Origin of the sequence: Mycobacterium sp. 852002-51613_SCH5001154 (assembly GCF_001667425.1) — a bacterium.
In the GTDB taxonomy this organism is placed as follows: domain Bacteria; phylum Actinomycetota; class Actinomycetes; order Mycobacteriales; family Mycobacteriaceae; genus Mycobacterium.
The window spans coordinates 1-20,425 of record NZ_LZII01000014.1 but is presented as its reverse complement, the minus strand read 5'-3'; the positions used below and the strand labels follow the sequence as shown (position 1 = coordinate 20,425).

Annotated in this window: 3 protein-coding genes; all 3 read left to right on the top strand. The window is 69.1% G+C overall.

Annotated elements, in window-relative coordinates; genetic code table 11:
• The first annotated feature begins 8 nt into the window (after positions 1-8).
• Positions 9-10,265, top strand: coding sequence for a non-ribosomal peptide synthetase (locus tag A5750_RS04845; protein ID WP_067261437.1), 10,257 nt, complete (start codon positions 9-11; stop codon positions 10,263-10,265).
• Positions 10,262-17,908, top strand: coding sequence for a non-ribosomal peptide synthetase (locus tag A5750_RS04840; protein WP_067261379.1), 7,647 nt, complete (start codon positions 10,262-10,264; stop codon positions 17,906-17,908). The genes A5750_RS04845 and A5750_RS04840 overlap by 4 nt, the downstream gene beginning before the upstream one ends.
• Before the next feature lie 390 nt (positions 17,909-18,298).
• Positions 18,299-20,425: AMP-binding protein (locus A5750_RS04835; protein ID WP_156664268.1), on the top strand; the 2,127-nt coding region annotated here is incomplete at its 3' end.

The window sequence follows — 20,425 nt, the reverse complement described above, 5'->3', positions numbered from 1 at the left end:
GGGAGTCGATGGGAGTTGGTGATCGCGCACTTCCGCTGACGCGCGGACAGCTGGACATCTGGCTTTCGCAGGAAACGGGCTACGTCGGCACGGAGTGGCAGCTCGGGCTCTTGATAAAAATCGAGGGCGCACTGGATCGGGAGGCCCTCGAGCGCGCCCTCCGTCAGGCCGTTGCCGAGGCCGAGGCCGGCAGGGTGTCGTTCTTCGAGGTCGACGGCCAGGTTTTGCAGAAGCCGATCGACTACCCGGACTTCGAGCTCGACTTCCATGACCTGACTTCCTCGCCCGACCCGGTGGGGGAAGCCCGTACGATGTCCTCGTCGATCCAGCGCACGCCGATGGCATTGAACGGCCAGCTGTTCAAATTCGTGTTATTCCAGACACAGGCCGCCGAGTTCTATTTGTTCGGCTGCTGCCACCACATCGCAGTCGATGGATTGGGCATGGCGCTGGTATGCCGTCGGGTTTCGACGATTTATTCGGCGATGGTCGCCGGAAAACCCATTCCCGATGCCTATTTCGGTTCGGCGCAGGATTTGGTCGACATCGAGTCGGAATACGAAGCGTCGCCCGATTATCTGGACGACCAGGCGTATTGGAGCAGCAACCTTCCGCCGGAAACCGCATGGGTCGATCGGCCCGCAGCCGACACCACGAGCGGCAAAGACCACTACTCGCCGTCAGCTTCCGTCCAGTTGGACCCGTCCGTCACCACCCGGATCAAGGAGCTGTCCAAGAAGCTGGGCATCCGCCGGTTCTCCGTCACCACCGCGGCGTGCGCGCTCTTGGTGCGGGCGTGGTCGGGGAGTGGTCCTGAGGTAGCGCTCGACTTCCCGGTGAGCCGGCGGGTGCGTCCGGAGTCGAAGACGCTTCCCGGGATGTTCGCCGGGGTGGTGCCGCTGGTGCTGAACACGTCACCGACGGCCACCGTCGCCGACTTCTGCAAACACGTCGACACGCGAATCCGGGAGTTGTTGCAGCACCAGCGATTCCCGGTGCACACCCTGGAGAGTGACGGTCTGCGGCAGGCGGCGAATCGGGTCGGGATCAATTTCCTTCCGATGAGGCTGACGCTGGACCTGGCCGGTTCCCCGGCCACGGCGTCGTACACGAATCACGGGCCCGTGGGGCACTTCAGTTTGTTCTTCATGGGCGCAGGTGACCAGCTCTTCCTCAGCACCGCGGGGCCGGGGCAACCGTTCGCGGACTTCGGCGTCGCCGACCTGGCGGCGCGCATGCAGCAGGTGCTGGAGGAGATGACCGCCGACCCGGAGCGGTGGCTGGCCTCGATCGATCTGCTGGCCGCCGACGAGCCGGCCCAAATCGACGAGTGGAGCAACCGGGCGGCCTTGACGGCGCCGGTGCCTACCCCGTCGTCAATCCCGGTGGCCTTCGCGGAACACGTGCAGCGCGCGCCCGAGGCCCTGGCGGTTACCTGTGCCGCCAAGTCGTTGACCTACGCCGAACTCGACGAGGCCTCCAACCGGCTGGCCCACCTGCTTGCCGGTCATGGCGTGGGTCCGGGTGACTGCGTCGCAGTCATGTTCCCCCGCTGCGTCGACGCGATCGTGGCCATGCTCGCGGTGCTGAAAACCGGTGCTGCCTACGTGCCGATCGATCCGGCGCACTCGGCGGCGCGCATGGAATTCGTGCTTGCCGACGCGGGACCGAGCGCGGTGATCACTACGGCGGACCTGCGCTCGCGGCTGGACGGGCGCGACCTGTTGGTCGTCGACGTGCACGACCCGGCGGTCGAGGTTCAGCCCAACACCGCGCTGCCCGCGCCCGCCGCGGACAACATCGCCTACATCATCTACACCTCCGGAACCACCGGGACCCCCAAAGGCGTTGCGATTCCTCATCTCAACGTCACGTGGCTGATCGAGTCGCTCGACGCCGGCCTGCCTAAGGGGCAGGTGTGGACGCAAAGCCATTCCTCGGCGTTCGACTTCTCGGTGTGGGAGATCTTCGGCGCCCTGCTGCGGGGCAGACGCCTGCTGGTGGTGCCCGAGTCGGTGGCGAGCTCGCCGGAAGACCTCCACGATCTGCTGGTCGCGGAGAAGGTCAGCGTGCTCACGCAGACCCCGTCCTCGGTTGCGATGCTGCCCGCGGACGGCCTGGAGTCCACCGCCTTGGTGGTGGCCGGCGAAGCCTGCCCGACCGACGTGGTGGATCGGTGGGCGGCGCCCGGGCGGGTGATGCTGGACGCCTACGGTCCGACGGAAACCACGGTGTGCGCGTCGATCAGCAAGCCGTTGACCCCCGGATCCGCTGTGGTGCCGATCGGTTCGCCGATCGCCGGCGCGGCAATGTTCGTGCTCGACAAGTGGTTACAGCCGGTGCCCGCCGGTGTGGTCGGTGAGCTGTACCTGGCCGGTCGCGGCGTCGGCTGCGGATACGTGCGCCGCGCCGGGTTGACTGCATCCCGGTTCGTGGCCAACCCCTTCGGTGGCCCCGGAGCCCGGATGTACCGCACCGGTGACCTGGTCTGCTGGGGCGAGGACGGGCAGCTGCAATACTTCGGCCGCTCCGACGAGCAGGTCAAGATCCGCGGCTACCGCATCGAGCTCGGCGAAATCCAATCGGTGCTCAAGGGCCTCGACGGGGTGGAAAACGCCGCCGTGATCGCGCGCGAGGACCGCCCCGGCGACAAGCGCCTGGTCGGATACATCACCGGCACGGCCGATCCGGCCGCGATCCGAGCCGCGCTGGCCGATCGCCTCCCGCCGTACATGGTGCCCGCCGCGGTGGTGGTGCTCGAGGCGCTGCCCCTGACGGGCAACGGCAAACTCGACAAGCGAGCCCTGCCGGCACCCGAATACGCCACCGCCGAATACCGCGCCCCCGGCGACGCAGTCGAGGAGATCCTCGCCGACATCTACGCCCAGGTGCTGGGCCTGGAGCGGGTCGGCGTCGACGCTTCCTTCTTCGACCTCGGTGGCGACAGCATCCTGTCCATGCAGGTGGTGGCCCGCGCCCGTGCGGCGGGGATCCTGTTCCGGCCGCGCGACGTGTTCGTCGAGCAGTCGGTGGCCCGGCTGGCCCGGGTGGCCGAGGTGGCGGCCGACGGCGCGGGCGGCGGCGCCGACGACGGCGTCGGGCCGGTGGTGGCCACCCCGATCATGCGCTGGCTGCAAACCATCGACGGGCCGATCGAGCAGTTCAACCAGACCATGGTGGTGCAGGCGCCGGCCGGGGCAGGCGAGGCCGACGTGGTGGCGGTGCTGCAGGCCCTGCTGGATCGCCACGCCGCGCTGCGGCTGCGCGCCGACGACGACGGTGCGGGCGGCTGGTCGCTGCACGTGCCCGAGGTCGGTGCGGTGGACGCGCGCGGCTGCGTGCACGCCGTCGAGACGCTGTCCGAAGAGACATTGGCGGAGGCGCGGTCGCGGTTGAACCCGGCCGCCGGGGTGATGGTCAGCGCGGCGTGGGCCGCGCCGACGGGCCAGCTGGCCCTGATCATCCACCACCTCGCAGTCGACGGTGTGTCGTGGCGAATCCTGTTGGAAGACTTCAACATCGCCTGGGCGCAGCATCACAGCGGGCAGCCGATAACCTTGCTGGCACCGGGCACGTCGTTCGCCCGGTGGTCGTCGCTTCTGGAGGAGTACGCCCAGCGCGCCGACGTGGTGGCCCGGGCGGACGAATGGCGACAGGTGGCGGCCACCCCGGCGGCGTTGCCCGCGGCGCAACCCGATGTCGACACCTATGTGACGGCAGGCCAGCTCTCCGTGTCGCTGGACGTCGACACGACCCGACTGCTGCTCGGCGAGGTGCCGGCCGCGTTCCACGCCGGCGTGGGCGACATCTTGTTGATCGCCTTCGGGCTGGCGTTCGCGGAATTCCTGGGTACGGGCGCGGCGCCGATCGCCATCGACGTGGAGGGCCATGGACGCCAGGAAGAACTGGCTCCCCGGGTGGATCTGTCGCGCACCGTCGGCTGGTTCACCACCAAATACCCGGTGGCGCTCAAGAGCCGCCGGCTGAGCTGGTCGCAGGTGGTGGCCGGCGAGGCCGCGCTGGGCGCGGTGATCAAGGACGCCAAGGAACAGCTGCGCGCCCTGCCCGACGGGCTGACCTACGGCTTGCTGCGCTACCTGAACGCCGAGGTGGACCTGGACGGGGCGGACCCGGTGATCGGGTTCAACTATCTGGGCCGGCTCGGCGCGGGCGCCGACCTGTCCGACGACTTTTGGCGGGTCAGCCACGACAGCCTGGCCGTTGCGGCCGTGGCCACCGCGGTGCCCATGCCGCTGGCGCACACGGTGGAAGTCAACGCCGGCACCATGGACACCGAGGCCGGCCCGCACCTGCAGGCCAACTGGACGTGGGCCCCGTCGGCGCTGGACCACGAGCGCGTTAACCGGTTGAGCCAGTTGTGGTTTGAGGCGCTGGCCGGGATCTGCGCGCACGTCAAGGCCGGCGGCGGTGGGTTGACCCCGTCGGACATCGCCCCCGCGCAGCTCAGCCAGCAGCAGATCGACGAGCTCTGCCGGCAAGGCAGCGTCGCCGACGTGCTGCCGCTGACCCCGGTGCAGCAGGGACTGCTGTTCCACACCGCCTTCGCGCAGGATATGGACGACCTGTATGCGGTGCAGCTCGGCATCACCGTCCGCGGCGCACTCGACGCGGCGCGCCTGCGCGAGGCGGTGCACACCGCCGTCAAGCGGCACCCCAACCTGGTCGCCCGGTTCTCGGAGGATTTCGGCGAGCCGGTGCAGGTCATCCCTGCCGATCCGCAGATGGCCTGGCGGTACGTGGAACTCGACGACGGCAACGTCGATGACGAGGTCGAGCGGCTGGCCGCCGACGAGCGCGCCGCGGTGTGTGACCTCGCTGAGAAGCCGTCGTTCCGGGCCGCGCTGATCCGTACGGCGCCCGACCGGCACCGGTTCGTGCTGACCATTCACCACATCGTGGTGGACGGCTGGTCGCTGCCGGTCCTGCTGCAGGAGGTCTTCGCCAGCTACTACGGGGAGCGGCTTCCCGCCGCCCCGTCGTACCGCAGCTTCGTCACCTGGCTGACCAATCAGGACCGCGCCGCCGCGCAAGCGGCATGGGCGCAGGTGCTGGCCGGCTTCGAGACCCCCACCCTCGTCGGCCCCCTCGGACACATCGGGCGGCGCGGCGTCGCCGCGTTCCATGTGCCCGCCGAGACCACGAAGGCGCTGGGCGAGCTGGCGCGCTCGTGCCGCACCACCATCAGCACCGTGTTGCAGGGCGCGTGGACCCAGCTGCTGACCTGGCTGACCGGGCAGCACGATGTGGCCTTCGGCACCGCGGTTTCGGGGCGGCCCCACGAATTGGCCGGCGCGGACGCGATGGTCGGCCTGCTGATCAACACGGTGCCGGTGCGCGCGACCGTCACCCCGACAACCACCGTCGCCGAACTGCTGGACCAGTTGCAACGCCTGCACAACGACACCGTCGACTACGAGCACCTGGCGCTGCCCGAGATTCACCGCGTCACCGGTCACGACCAGTTGTTCGACACCCTGTTCCTCTACGAGAACTATCCGATCGACGCGGGCGCGCTGTTGGGCGTCCACGAATTGGCCGTCACCGATTTCAGCAGCCGGGAGTACAACCACTACCCGCTGTCCGTTGTGGCCTCGCCGGGCCACGAACTGAGCCTTCGCGTCGAGTTCGACACCGAGGTGTTCAGCGCCGCCGCCATCGACACGCTGATCGAGCGCTTGCAGCAGGTGATGGTGGCCATGACCGCCGATCCCTCCCGCCGCCTGTCCTCGATCGACCTGCTCGACGCCGCCGAGCACGGCCGGCTCGACGAGTGGGGCAACCGGGCGGTGCTGACCGAGACGGCGCGGAAGCTGGCCTCGATTCCGGAGCTGTTCGCCGCCCAGGCCGCGCGCGCCCCGGAGGCAGTGGCCATCACCGACGGCGACCGTTCGTGGACGTACGGCGAGGTCGAAGAGTCCGCTAACCGGCTGGCGCACCTGCTGGTGAGCCGGGGCGCCGGGCCGGGGGAGCGCGTCGCGGTGCTGTTCCCGCGGACGGCCGAGGCCGTGGTGGCGATTTTGTCGGTGCTCAAGACCGGGGCGGCCTACCTGCCGGTCGACCCGACGGTGCCGGCGGCGCGGATCGAGTTCGTGCTTGGCGACGCCGCGCCGATCGCGGCCGTCACCACCGCGGACGTGCGATCGCGGCTGGACGGGTCGGGCCTGGAGATCATCGAATTCGACGACCCGGCCGTCGCGACCCAATCCAGCGATGGGCTGCCCGCGCCGTCCGCGGAGAACATCGCCTACATCATCTATACGTCCGGTACGACCGGCACCCCGAAGGGTGTGGCGGTGCCGCACCGCAACGTCACCCAGTTGTTGGAGTCGCTGGACGCGCAGCTGGCACTCGGGCAGGTGTGGACGCAGTGCCATTCGCTGGCGTTCGACTTCTCGGTGTGGGAGATCTTCGGGTCGCTGTTGTACGGCGGCCGGCTGGTCATGGTGCCCGACAGTGTGGTCCGTTCACCCGAAGAGTTGCACGCCATGCTGGTTCGCGAACAGGTCAGCGTGCTCAGCCAGACGCCGTCGGCGTTCTATGCGCTGCAGACCGCGGATTCGCTCGCCCCCGAGCTGGGTCAACAGCTCAAGCTGCAGACGGTGGTGTTCGGTGGTGAGGCGCTCGAGCCGCATCGGTTGGGCAAGTGGTTGCACAACCACCCGGGTCTGCCGCGGTTGATCAACATGTATGGGATCACCGAGACCACGGTGCACGCCTCGTTCCGCGAGATCGTCGATGGTGATGTCGACACCAACGCCAGCCCGATCGGCTTGCCGCTGGCGCATCTTGGCTTTTTCGTGCTGGACGGGTGGTTGCGGCCGGTGCCCGAGGGCGTGGTCGGTGAGCTGTACGTGGCCGGGCGCGGTCTGGCGCATGGGTATGTGGGCCGGCCGGGGCTCTCGGCGACGCGGTTCGTGGCGTGCCCGTTCGGCGGGGCCGGGGCGCCTGGACAACGCATGTACCGCACCGGCGACCTGGTCCGCTGGGGCGCCGATGGCCAGCTGCAGTACATGGGCCGCGCCGACGAGCAGGTCAAGATCCGCGGATACCGCATCGAGCTCGGCGAGGTGCATGCCGCGCTGGCGGCGCTGGACGGGGTCAACGAGGCGGCGGTGATCGCCCGCGAGGACCGCCCCGGCGACAAGCGCCTGGTGGGCTACGTGACCGGGACCGCCGATCCGGCCGAGATCCGCAACCAGCTCGGCGAGCGGCTGCCGACCTACATGGTGCCCACCGCGGTCGTGGTGCTCGAGGCGCTGCCGCTGACGGTCAACGGCAAACTCGACACCCGCGCCCTGCCGGCACCCGAATACTCCGATGCCGATCACTACCGCGCGCCGAGCACCGCCGTCGAGGAGATCTTGGCCGGCATCTACGCCCAGGTCTTGGGTGTGGAGCGCGTCGGGGTCGACGACTCGTTCTTCGACCTCGGCGGTGACAGCATCCTGTCGATGCAGGTCGTCGCCCGCGCCAGGGCGGCCGGCGTGGTCTGCCGCCCGCGCGACATCTTCGTCGAGCAGACGGTGGCCCGGCTGGCCCGGGTGGCCGGCGTGGCCACCGATGACGACGTCGTCGACGAGGGCATCGGCGAAGTGGTCGCGACCCCGATCATGCGCTGGCTGGAGAGCGTCGACGGTCCGGTCGAGCAGTTCAACCAGACCATGGTGGTGCAGGCCCCGGCGGGAGTGAGCGAAGCCGACGTGGTGCTGGTGCTGCAGGCTTTGCTGGACCGGCACGCCATGTTGCGGCTGCGGGTCGACGACGACGGCGCGGGGGACTGGTCGCTGCGGGTGCCCGAGGTCGGCGTGGTGGATGCCGCCGGGTGTTTGCACACCGTGGAGACGTTGTCCGACGCGGCGCTGTCGACGGCGGTCTCGCAGCTGAACCCGGCCAGCGGCGCGATGCTGCGCGCGGTGTGGGTGCCCTCCACGGGCCAGCTGGCGTTGATCATTCACCACCTGGCCGTCGACGGCGTGTCGTGGCGAATCCTGTTGGAAGACTTGAACATTGCGTGGGCTCAGCACCACAGCGGTCAGCCGGTGGCGTTGCCGGTGGGCGGGATGTCGTTCGCCCGGTGGTCGTCGCTGTTGGCGGAGCACGCGCGCCGGCCGGAGGTCGTGGACCAGGCGGAGGCCTGGCGGCAGATCGCGTCGACGCCGGCGCCCTTGCCGGCGGTGCGGCCCGACATCGACACCTACGTCAGCGCGGGTCAGCTCTCGGTGTCGCTCGACGCCGACACCACCCGGTTGTTGCTGGGCGAGGTGCCCGCGGCGTTCCACGCGGGCGTGCAGGACATCCTGTTGATCGCGTTCGGGCTGGCCTGGGCCCAGTTCGTCGGCACCGGCGCCCCAATCGGCATCGACGTCGAGGGCCACGGCCGCCACGAGGAACTGGGCCCGCACGTCGACCTGTCCCGCACGGTGGGCTGGTTCACCACCAAGTACCCCGTCGCGCTCACGGTCGGCGGCCTGTCCTGGGGACATGTCGTCGCCGGCGAGGCCGAGTTGGGCGCACTGGTCAAGGACGCCAAGGAACAGCTGCACGCCCTGCCGGACACGCTGACCTACGGGCTGCTGCGCTATCTGAACCCCGACGTCGACATGGACGGGTCGGACCCGGTGATCGGGTTCAACTACCTCGGGCGCCTCGGCGGCGCGGGCGACCTGTCCAGCGAGTTGTGGCGGCTCGACCAGGACAGCCTGGCGTCGGCCGGCGCGGCGACGGCGGTGCCCATGCCCTTGCCGCACACCGTCGAGCTCAACGCCGGCACGCTGGACACCGCCGCGGGTCCGCTGCTGCAGGCCAACTGGACCTGGGCGCGCTCGGCGCTCGATGAGGGCCAGGTCGGCCGGCTGAGCGAGCTGTGGTTCGACGCCCTGAGCGGCATCTGCAGCCACGTCCGCAACGGTGGCGGCGGGTTGACCCCGTCGGACCTCGCGCCCGCGCGGCTGACCCAGCGGGACATCGACGAGTTGTGCCAGCGCTACCCGGTCGCCGACGTGTTGCCGTTGACCCCGTTGCAGCAGGGGCTCCTCTTCCACACCGGCAGCGCGCACGGAAGCGAAGACCTGTACGCCGTGCAGCTCGACATCAGCGTGAACGGTGCCCTCGACCCGCACCGGCTGCGCGACGCGGTGCACACCATGATCAAGCGGCATCCCAATGTGGTGGCGCACTTCGTCGAAGACTTCGGTGAGCCGGTGCAGGTCCTGTCGGCCGAGCCGGCGCTGTCGTGGCATTACGTCGAACTCGACGCCCAAGATGCCGAACCCGAGGAGCAGATCCAGCAGGTCTGCGCCGCCGAACGTGCCGCGGTGTGCGACCTGGCGGACCGCCCGCCGTTCCGGGCCGCGCTGATCCGCACCGCCGACAACCGGCACCGGTTCGTGCTGACCAACCACCACATCGTGCTCGACGGCTGGTCCAAGCCGATTCTGCTGCAGGAGATCTTCGCCGCCTACTACGGCGTGCAGCTGCCCGCGCCGGTGCAATACCGCAAGTTCGTCGCGTGGCTGGCCGCGCAGGACCGCGGCGCCGCCCAGGCGGCGTGGCGGCGGGTGCTGGCCGGGTTCGACACCCCCACCCTGGTCGGTCCGGCTGGCCGGATGAGCCTCGGCCCGCGGGGCGTCTCCTCGTTCCAGGTGTCGGCGGAGACCACGCGCGCGCTGGGCGAGCTGGCCCGCTCGTGCCGCACCACCGTCAGCACCGTGCTGCAGGCCGCCTGGGCGCAGCTGCTCATGTGGCTGACCGGCCAGCACGACGTGACATTCGGGACCGCGGTCTCGGGGCGGCCGACGGAGCTGACCGGCGCCGACCAGATGGTGGGGCTGCTCATCAACACGGTGCCGGTGCGGGCGACGATCGGCGCCGAAACCACGATCGCGGACCTGCTAAATCAGCTGCAGAGCGCCTACAACGACACACTCGAGCACCAGCACTTGGCGCTGAATGAGATCCATCGTGTAACGGGACATGACCAATTATTCGACACCATGTTCGTGTACGAGAACTACCCGATCGACACCGCCGCGCTGTCGGCCGTCGATGAACTGGCCATTGAGGGCTTTACCAACCGCGAATTCAACCACTATCCGCTCTCGGTGCAAGCCGTGCCGGGTCACGAACTGGGTCTTCGCGTCGAATTCGATACAGAAGTCTTCGACCAAGGCAGAATCGAGAGGTTGATCGAGCGGTTCCGGCGCGTGCTGGAAGCCATGACCGCAGATGTGGAGGAGCAGTCATGACCGTCGGTGCAGGGCGGCGATTGTTGTCGATCGACTTGCTGGATGGCGGCGAGCACGACCGCCTCGACGAGTGGGGTAACCGGGCGGTGTTGACCGCGCCGGTGAAGGGGGCTGCGTCCATTCCGGCGTTGTTCGACAAGCAGGTCGCGCGTGTACCGGAGGCTCCGGCACTGACGTTCGAGGGCCGCACGCTCACCTATCAGGAGCTCGACCAGGCCGCGAACCGGCTGGCCCACCTGCTGGCCGACCACGGCGCGCGTCCGGGGGCATGCGTGGCGCTGCTTCTGCCGCGCTCGGCCGAGGCGATCGTGTCGATCCTGGCTGTCCTCAAGACCGGCGCGGCCTATCTGCCGATCGACCCCGCGGTCCCGGCGGCGCGGATGGAGTTCATGCTCGGCGATGCGGCGCCGGTCGCCGCGGTCACGACGGCGGAGTTGCGGGCGCGGCTGGACGGATTCGACTTGCTGGTCGTCGACGTCGACGATCCCGCGGTGGCCGAACAGCCCAGCTCGGGGCTGCAGGGGCCGGCCCCCGAGGACATCGCGTACATGATCTACACCTCGGGCACGACCGGAACCCCCAAGGGCGTGGCGGTCACTCACCAGAACGTCACCCAGTTGCTGAAGTCGCTGCCCGCCCACCTGCCGAAGGCGGGTGTGTGGTCGCAGTGGCATTCGCTGGTTTTCGACGTTTCGGTGTGGGAGATCTGGGGCCCGCTGTTGCACGGCGGACGCCTGGTGGTGGTGCCCGAGTCGGTGGCCGGATCGCCGGACGACCTGCACGCGTTGCTGGTCGCGGAGAAGGTCACGGTGTTGTGCCAGACCCCGTCGGCGGTGGGAATGCTCTCGCCGGACGGGCTGGATTCGACGGCACTGATCGTGGCGGGCGAGGCGTGCCCGTCCGAGGTGGTGGACCGGTGGGCGCCGCGTCGGGTGATGATCAACGCCTACGGCCCGACCGAAGGCACGGTGTACGCATCGATGAGCGCGCCGCTGAGCGCCGAGTCGGGGGCGCCGACGATCGGCTCGCCCGTGCCGGGCGCCGCGCTGTTCGTGCTCGACAAGTGGTTGCGTCCGGCGCCGGAGGGTGTCGTCGGCGAGCTCTACATCGCGGGCCGCGGTGTGGCCTCCGGCTATGTGCGCCGGGCGGGTCTGACGGCCTCGCGGTTTGTGGCATGCCCGTTCGGGGCGCCGGGGACGCGGATGTATCGCACCGGCGACCTGGTGCGATGGGGCATCGACGGCCAGCTGCAGTACCTCGGCCGCGCCGACGAGCAGGTCAAGATCCGCGGCTACCGCATCGAACTCGGCGAAATCCAGACCGCCCTCGCGGGGCTGGACGGCGTCGACCAGGCCGCGGTGATCGCCCGCGAGGACCGCCCCGGCGACAAGCGCCTGGTCGGTTACATCACCGGGACCGCCGACCCGGCCGTGATTCGCACCCAGCTCGGCGAGCGGCTGCCCAGCTACATGGTTCCGGCCGCCGTCGTGGTGCTGGACGCGCTGCCGCTGACGGTCAACGGCAAACTCGACAAGCGGGCGTTGCCTGCGCCCGAGTACCAGAAGACCAGCGGCGAATACCGCGCGCCGACCACGGCCGTCGAAGAGACGCTGACCGCCATCTACGCCCAGGTGCTCGGGCTGGAGCGGGTCGGCGTCGACGACTCGTTCTTCGACCTCGGCGGCGACAGCATCCTGTCGATGCAGGTGGTGGCACGCGCCCGCGCGGCCGGCGTGGTGTGCCGCCCGCGCGACGTTTTCGTCGAGCAGACCGTGGCCCGGCTGGCCCGGGTGGCCGGCGTGGCCTCCGACGACGACGTCGTCGACGAGGGCATCGGCCCGGTGGTCGGCACCCCGATCATGCGCTGGCTGCAGCAAGTCGACGGCCCGACCGACCAGTTCAACCAGACCATGGTGGTCCAGGCGCCGGCCGGCGTCACCGGCGATGACGTGCGGGTCGTGCTGCAATCACTGCTGGACCGGCACGCCACGCTGCGGATGCGCGTCGACGACGACGGCGCCGGCGGCTGGTCGATGCAGGTGCCCGACGTCGGCGCGGTCGATGCCGGCGCCTGCATGGACACCGTCCACGCGCTGTCCGACGCGACGCTGGTGGCGGCGCGCTCCCAGCTGAACCCCGCGGCGGGGACCATGCTCCGCGCCGTGTGGGCGGAATCGACGGCCCAGTTGGCGCTGATCATTCACCACCTGGCCGTTGACGGCGTTTCGTGGCGAATCCTGTTGGAAGACTTGAACATTGCCTGGGCTCAGCACCACAGCGGCCAGGCGGTGGCGCTGCCGGCCGCCGGGACGTCGTTCGCCAGGTGGACGGCGATGCTGGAAGAGCACGCCCAGCGGCCCGAGGTGATCGAGCAGGCCGAGGCGTGGCGGCAGGTCGCGGCGACCCCGGCGCTGTTGCCGGCCGTGCGCCCCGACGTGGACACCTACGAGACGGCCAAGCAGCTGTCGGTGTCGCTGGATGTCGAGACCACCCGGCAGCTGCTGGGTGAGGTGCCCTCGGCGTTCCACGCCGGCGTGCAGGACATCCTGTTGATCGCGTTCGGGTTGGCCTGGGCGCGGTTCGTGGGCACCGGCGCGCCGATCGGCATCGACGTCGAGGGCCACGGCCGCCACGAGGAACTGGGCCCGCACGTCGACCTGTCCCGCACGGTGGGCTGGTTCACCACCAAGTACCCCGTCGCGCTGACCGTCGGCGAACTGGACTGGGCGCAGGTGATGGCCGGCGACCCCGCGCTCGGAGTGCTCGTCAAGAAGGCCAAGGAGCAGCTGCGCGCACTCCCGAACCCGCTGACCTACGGGTTGCTGCGGTACATGAACAGCGAGGTGGACCTGGACGGGTCGGACCCCGTGATCGGCTTCAACTACCTGGGACGACTGGGCGCGGCGGCGGATCTGCCCGGCGAGATGTGGCGGATCAGCCAGGACAGCCTTTCGTTCACCGGCGCCGCCAGCGCGGCGCTGCCCATGCCCTTGATGCACACCGTCGACCTCAACGCCGGGACCATGGACACCGAGGCCGGCCCGCACCTGCAGGCCAACTGGACGTGGGCGCCCTCGGCGCTGGACCACGAGCAGGTCAGCCGGTTGAGCCAGCTGTGGTTCGAGGCCCTGGCCGGCATCTGCGCCCACGTGCGCAGCGGCGGTGGCGGTCTGACCCCGTCGGACATCGCCCCCGCTCGCCTGAACCAGCAGCAGCTCGACGACCTCTGCCAGCAATTCGCGGTCGCCGACGTGTTGCCGCTGACCCCGTTGCAGCAGGGCCTGCTCTTCCACGCCAGCTTTGCGCACGACCTCGGCGACGACGTCTATGCGGTGCAGCTCGGCATCACCGTCACCGGTGACCTCGACCCGCATCGATTGCGCGAGGCCGTCCACACCGTCGTCAACCGGCATCCCAACCTGGCGGCCCGCTTCTGCCCGCAGTTCGGCGAGCCGGTGCAGGTCATTCCGGCCGACCCCGTGATGGCGTGGCGGTACATCCAGCTCGGAGCGGAAGACTTGGACCCCGAGGAGAAGATCGAACAGCTCTGCGCCGCCGAGCGCGGCGCGGTCAGCGACCTCGCCAACCGACCGGCCTTCCGGGCCGCGTTGATCCGCACCGCCGACAACCGGCACCGGTTCGTGCTCACCAACCACCACATCGTGATGGATGGGTGGTCGCTGCCGATCATGCTGCGCGAGATCCTCACCAGCTACTACGGGGACAGGTTGCCCGCGCCCGCGTCCTTCCGCAGCTACCTGACGTGGCTCGCGGCTCAGGACCGCACGGCCGCCCGCGCGGCGTGGGCCGAGGTGCTGGGCGGGTTCGAAGCACCCACCCTGGTCGGTCCGCCGGCCCGGTTGGGACTCGGGCGGCGAGGGGTCGAGTCGTACCGGCTGCCCGCGGAGACCACGCGCGCGCTGGGCGAGCTGGCCCGCTCGTGCCACACCACGATCAACACCGTGCTGCAGAGCGCCTGGGCGCAGTTGCTGATGCGGCTGACCGGCCAGCACGACGTGGCCTTCGGCACCGCGGTGTCCGGTCGGCCCGCGGATTTGGCCGGCGCCGAGTCGATGGTGGGCTTGCTGATCAACACGGTGCCGGTGCGCGCGCACGTCACGGCGGGCACCACGGTTTCCGAGCTGCTGCAGCAGCTGCAGCGGGCCCACAACGACACGATCGAGCACGAGCACCTGGCGCTGAACGAGATTCACCGCGTCACCGGGCACGACCAGCTGTTCGACACGCTGTTCCTGTACGAGAACTACCCGATCGACACCAGCGTGCCGTTGGGCTTCCACGAGCTGGCGATCACCGACGTCACCAACCGCGAATACAACCACTACCCGCTTTCGGTCATGGCGCTGCCGGGCCGGGAATTGGGCCTGCGGGTCGAGTTCGACACCAGCGTGTTCGACACGGCCGCGATCGAGTCGATGATCGAGCGGTTCCGGCGCGTGCTGGGGGCGATGACCGCCGACTCGAGCCAGCGGCTCTCGTCGATGGACGTGTTGGATGCCGGCGAGCGCACCCGCCTCGACGACTGGGGCAACCGGGCGGTGTTGACCGCGCCGGTGGGGGCGACGGCGTCGATCCCGGCGCTGTTCGCCAAGCAGGTGGCCCGTGTTCCGGAGGCTCCGGCGCTGACGTTCGACGGCCACACGCTTACCTATCGGGAACTCGACGAGGCCGCGAACCGGCTGGCCCACCTGCTCGCCGAGCACGGCGCGGGCCCGGGCGAAAGCGTGGCGCTGCTGTTCTCCCGGTCGGCCGACGCGATCGTGTCGATCCTGGCGGTGCTGAAGACCGGGGCGGCGTATTTGCCGATCGATCCTGCGGTCCCGGCGTCGCGGATCGAGTTCGTGCTTGCCGATGCCGCGCCGGTCGCCGTGGTCACCACCGCCGAATTGCGGTCCCGGGTGGACGGCTCCGACCTGTTGGTCGTCGATGTCAACGACGCGCCGGTGGACGCCCAGCCCGCCACGGCGTTGCCGGCGCCATCGCCGGACGACATCGCGTACCTGATCTACACGTCCGGCACCACGGGTGTCCCGAAGGGCGTTGCGGTCACCCACCACAACGCCACCCAGCTGCTGGAGAAACTGCACGCCGACCTGCCGGACCCTGGTGTGTGGGCGCAGTGGCACTCGCTCGTCTTCGACGTGTCGGTGCACGAGATCTTCGGCGCACTGTTGCACGGCGGCCGGCTGGTCGTGGTGCCCGAGTCCGTGGCCGGTTCGCCGAAGGACCTGCACGATTTGCTGGTCGCGGAGAACGTCACCGTGCTCAGCCAGACCCCGTCGGCGGTGGGAATGCTCTCGCCGGAGGGCCTGGAATCGACGGCCCTGGTGGTCGCCGGTGAGGCCTGCCCGCCCGAGGTGGTGGACAGGTGGGCGCCGGGCCGGGTGATGATCAACGCCTACGGCCCGACCGAAGGCACGGTGTACGCGGCGATGAGCACGCCGTTGAGCGCCGACACGGGAGCGCCGATCGGTGCCCCGGTTCCGGGGGCGGCGCTGTTCGTTCTGGACAAGTGGCTGCGGCCGGCGCCCGAGGGCGTCGTCGGTGAGCTGTACATCGCGGGCCGCGGTGTGGCGTGCGGCTATGCGCGCCGCTCGGGCCTGACGGCCTCGCGGTTCGTGGCCTGCCCGTTCGGGGCCCCCGGTGCGCGCATGTATCGCACGGGCGACCTGGTGCGCTGGGGCGCCGATGGCCAGCTGCAATACCTGGGGCGCGTCGACGAGCAGGTCAAGATCCGCGGCTACCGCATCGAGCTCGGCGAAATCCAGGCGGCCCTGGCCGGTCTGGACGGGGTCGAGCAGGCGGCGGTGATCGCCCGTGAAGACCGCCCCGGGGACAAGCGCCTGGTCGGCTACATCACCGGGTCCGCGAATCCGGCCGAGATCCGGGCCCAATTGGGCGAGCGGCTCCCGGCCTACATGGTGCCGGTCGCCGTGGTGGTCCTGGACGCGCTGCCGTTGACCGTCAACGGCAAGCTCGACAAGCGGGCCCTGCCCGCCCCGGAGTACCAGAAGACCGGTGGTGAGTATCGGGCCCCGGCCACCCCCATCGAAGAGACCCTGGCCGAGATCTACGCCGGAGTCCTTGGGCTGCAGCGGGTTTCGGTCGAAGACTCCTTCTTCGACCTCGGTGGCGATTCGCTCTCCGCGATGCGGGTGATCGCCGAGATCAACACGGCCCTCGACGCGAACCTCTCGGTGCGCACCCTGTTCGAGGCGCCCTCGGTGCGACGCCTCGGGCAGCGGGCGGAACGCGATGCCAGCGGTGTGGACGACATCGAAGGCGGCGGTGCCAGCTTTGCGTCCGTGCACGGTCGTGACGCCACCCAGGTCTACGCCAGCGATCTCAAACTGGACAAGTTCATCGACGCCCCGACGCTGGGCAACGCGCCGTCGCTACCCGGCCCAAGCTCGGAGGTGCGGACGGTCCTATTGACCGGTGCCACGGGCTTCCTGGGGCGGTACCTGGCGCTGCAGTGGCTCGAACAGCTGGAGCTGGTCGACGGCAAGCTGATCTGCCTGGTGCGCGCCGGCTCGGACGAGGAGGCGTGGCAGCGGCTGGAGAAGACATTCGACAGCGGTGACCCGCAGTTGTTGCAGTACTTCAAGACGCTGGCCGCCGACCACTTGGAGGTCATCGCCGGTGACAAGGGCGCGGCGAACCTCGGCCTCGACGAGCAGACCTGGCAGCGGCTGGCCGACACCGTCGACCTGATCGTCGACTCGGCCGCCCTGGTCAACGGCGTGCTGCCGTACGGCGAGCTGTTCGGCCCCAACGTGGCGGGCACCGCGGAGCTGATCCGGGTGGCGCTGACCACCAAGCTGAAGCCGTATGCGTATGTATCGACCTCCGATGTGGGCCGTCAGATCGATCCGGCGGTGTTCACCGAAGACGCCGACATCCGGGTCATCAGCCCGATCCGCAAGGTCGACGGCAGCTACGCCAACGGTTACGGCAACAGCAAGTGGGCCGGCGAGGTGTTGCTGCGCGAGGCCCACGACCTGTGCGGGTTGCCCGTCTCGGTGTTCCGCTCCGACATGATCCTGTCCGACACCAGCTACGCCGGCCAGTTCAACCTGTCGGACATGTTCACCCGGATGGTGCTGAGCCTGGTGGCTACCGGCATCGCGCCGCGCTCGTTCTACCAGTTGGACGCCGACGGCAACCGGCAACGTGCGCACTTCGATGCGTTGCCGGTGGAGTTCGTCGCGGAGGCGGTCACCACGCTGGGCACTCAGGTGATGGACGGGTTCGAGACCTATCACGTGATGAACCCGCACGACGACGGCATCGGCATCGATGAGTATGTCGACTGGCTGATCGAGGCCGGCTATCCGATCGAACGGATCGACGACTTCGGGGAGTGGCTCCAGCGGTTCGAGGCCGCGCTGCGTGATCTGCCGGAGCGGCAGCGCAAGCACTCGGTGCTACAGATGTTGCAGGTGCCGGGCTACAACCAGCTGCAGGCGCCGGAGCCGGCCAGCGGGTCCTTCGCCCCGACCGACCGGTTCCGCGCCGCGGTGCAGGAAGCCAAGATCGGCGCCGACAACGACATCCCGCACGTCACGCCGCAGGTGATCGTCAAATACGTCACCGACCTGCAGCTGCTCGGTCTGCTCTAGCTGACACCCTTGGTTTCGGGACGGCCCCGCGCGGGCCGTCCCGAACCATGTCATCGGTTTGGCCGCCAGAAACATCCTTCCCGTATGTTTCAGCGGCACTTACAGGAGTGCTGATAGGTAGCTGGGACTTTTTCGAAACCACTAGCGCACATTCTCGTCCTCGATTAATCTTTCGGACTGTTGCACTCATGTTGACTAATTTGGTGGAAAAACTGATCGCAGCTCCGTCTCCTTAGTCGATATCGAGCCGCAACGGGCGGTGGTCCGACACGGACCACGCTCCGTGTTTGCGCTACATCAAGCGGAACCGAACGGGTATCGCGGAGGGTTCGGTCGAGCGGCTGCAGTCAACCGGGGGTTGAAGAGTGAACCCTATGGTTGGGAAGTTGGATGGAGCTTGGTGAGCCAGCACTTCCGCTTACGCGCGGACAACTAGACATATGGCTTGCACAGGAGACGGGACACTCCGGCACTGAGTGGCAGATCGGCCTCTTCGTCACGATCGACGGCAGGGTCCAACGGGATGCGCTGAAGTGGGCAATCCGCCAAGCGGTGCAAGAGGCCGAACCGACCAGGGCCTCCTTCCAGGAGGCCGATGGCCAGGTCTACCAAAAGGCGATCGACTACCCCGACGTCGAACTGGTCTTCCATGACCTGACCGGCTCGCAGGACGCCGTCCAAGAAGCCCGGCGGATAGCATCATCGATCCAACGAACGCCCATGCCGTTCACGGGCCCGCTGTTCAGATTCGCCCTCTTCCAGACGCGCGCCGACCAATTTCACCTGTTCGCGTGCTGCCACCACATCATCGTCGACGGAACCGGTGTCGCGCTCGTCGGTCACCGCATCGCTTCCATCTACTCGGCCATCGTCTCCGCCGCCCCCATCCCTTCGGCCGTCTTCGGCTCCCTGCGGGACTTGATCGACTGTGAGACGAAGTACGAAGCGTCCGGCGATTACCGCAACGACGAGGCCTACTGGGCTCGGAACCTTCCGGCAAACCCCGAAGTCCCGCTTTGCGCGCCGCGCGCCGCGGGCGAGCGCGACCCTTGGCCCTCCGCCCCGGTCGCGCTGGACGTCGGCGTCCTTCGCCGGGTCGACAAGGTGGCCCACGTGTGGGGGGTGTCCCAGACATCGGTGGTCACGGCCGCGTGCGCGCTTTTGGTGCGCGGGTGGAGCGGAGACGGTGCAGAGGTGGTCCTCGACTTCCCGGTCAACAGGCGGGTGCGCCCGGAGTCGAAAACCCTGCCCGGCATGGTCGCCGGCGTGGTGCCGCTGGTATTGCGAGTCTCACCCGAACTCGCGGTCGCCGAGTTCTGCCAACACGTCGACACCCGGATTCGGGAAGCCATTGAGCACCAACGGTTTCCGGTGCAGGCGCTGGAGCGCAGAACCCGCGGCCCGGCAGGACGGGCCGAGCGGGTAAGCGTCAATTTCATCCCGTCGGCCTTCACCCTGCCCTTTGGCGGTGTCACCGCCTCCGCGTCGTACACCAACTCCGGCCAGGCAAGTGGCTTCGGCTTGATCTTCTCCACCGACGGGGACCACCTCTATCTCAGCACGGCGGGCGCGTGGCAGCCGTTCTCCGGCCTCGACACCTCCGATCTGGCGCGACACCTGGAGCGGGTGCTGGTGGCGTTGACCACGGACACGACGCGGCGATTGCTGTCCATCGATGTGCTCGAAGAATCCGAGCGTGCCCGGCTGGCCGGCTGGGGGAACTGGGCGGCCGGCGAGCGGAGCGGGCCGTCGGGGCGGTCGATTCCGGAGTTGTTCGCCGTTCAGGTGGGTCGCGCGCCCGGGGCGGTCGCGATCAGTTGTGCGGGGCGGTCGTGGTCGTACCGGGAGATGGATGAGGCCTCGAATCGGTTGGCGCGCTGGCTTATTGGGCACGGCGTGGGCCCGGGGACGTGTGTGGGGTTGTTGGTGGAGCGGTCGGGAGAGGCGGTGATCGCGCTGCTGGGGGTGATGAAGGCGGGGGCGGCGTATGTGCCGATCGATCCGGGGCTGCCGGTGGGGCGGGTGGAGTTCATGCTCGCCGACGCTTCGCCGGTGGTGGTCGTTACGGGTGCGGGGTTGCGGTCGCGGCTGGGCGGGTTTTCGGGGACGGTGCTGGGGATCGACGATCCCGCGATCGACTTGCAGTCGGCTGCGGGATTCGCGGGGCCGGGTGCCGACGATGTGGCACACGTGATTTACACGTCGGGCACGACGGGCACGCCCAAGGGCGTGGCGGTCACCCACCGCAACGTGACCCAGCTGTTTGAGGCGTTGGCTGGCGATGGGCTGCTGGGGGCGGGGCAGGTGTGGAGTCAGTGCCATTCGTTGGCATTCGACTTTTCGGTGTGGGAGATCTGGGGTGCGTTGTTGCATGGGGACCACTTGGTGGTGGTGCCGGATGCGGTGGCGCGGTGTGGCGATGATCTGCGGGCGCTGTTGGTGGGCGAGCGGGTGTCGGTCTTGACGCAGACCCCGTCTGCGCTGGGGGTGTTGTCTCCGCAGGGGGTGGGGGCTTAT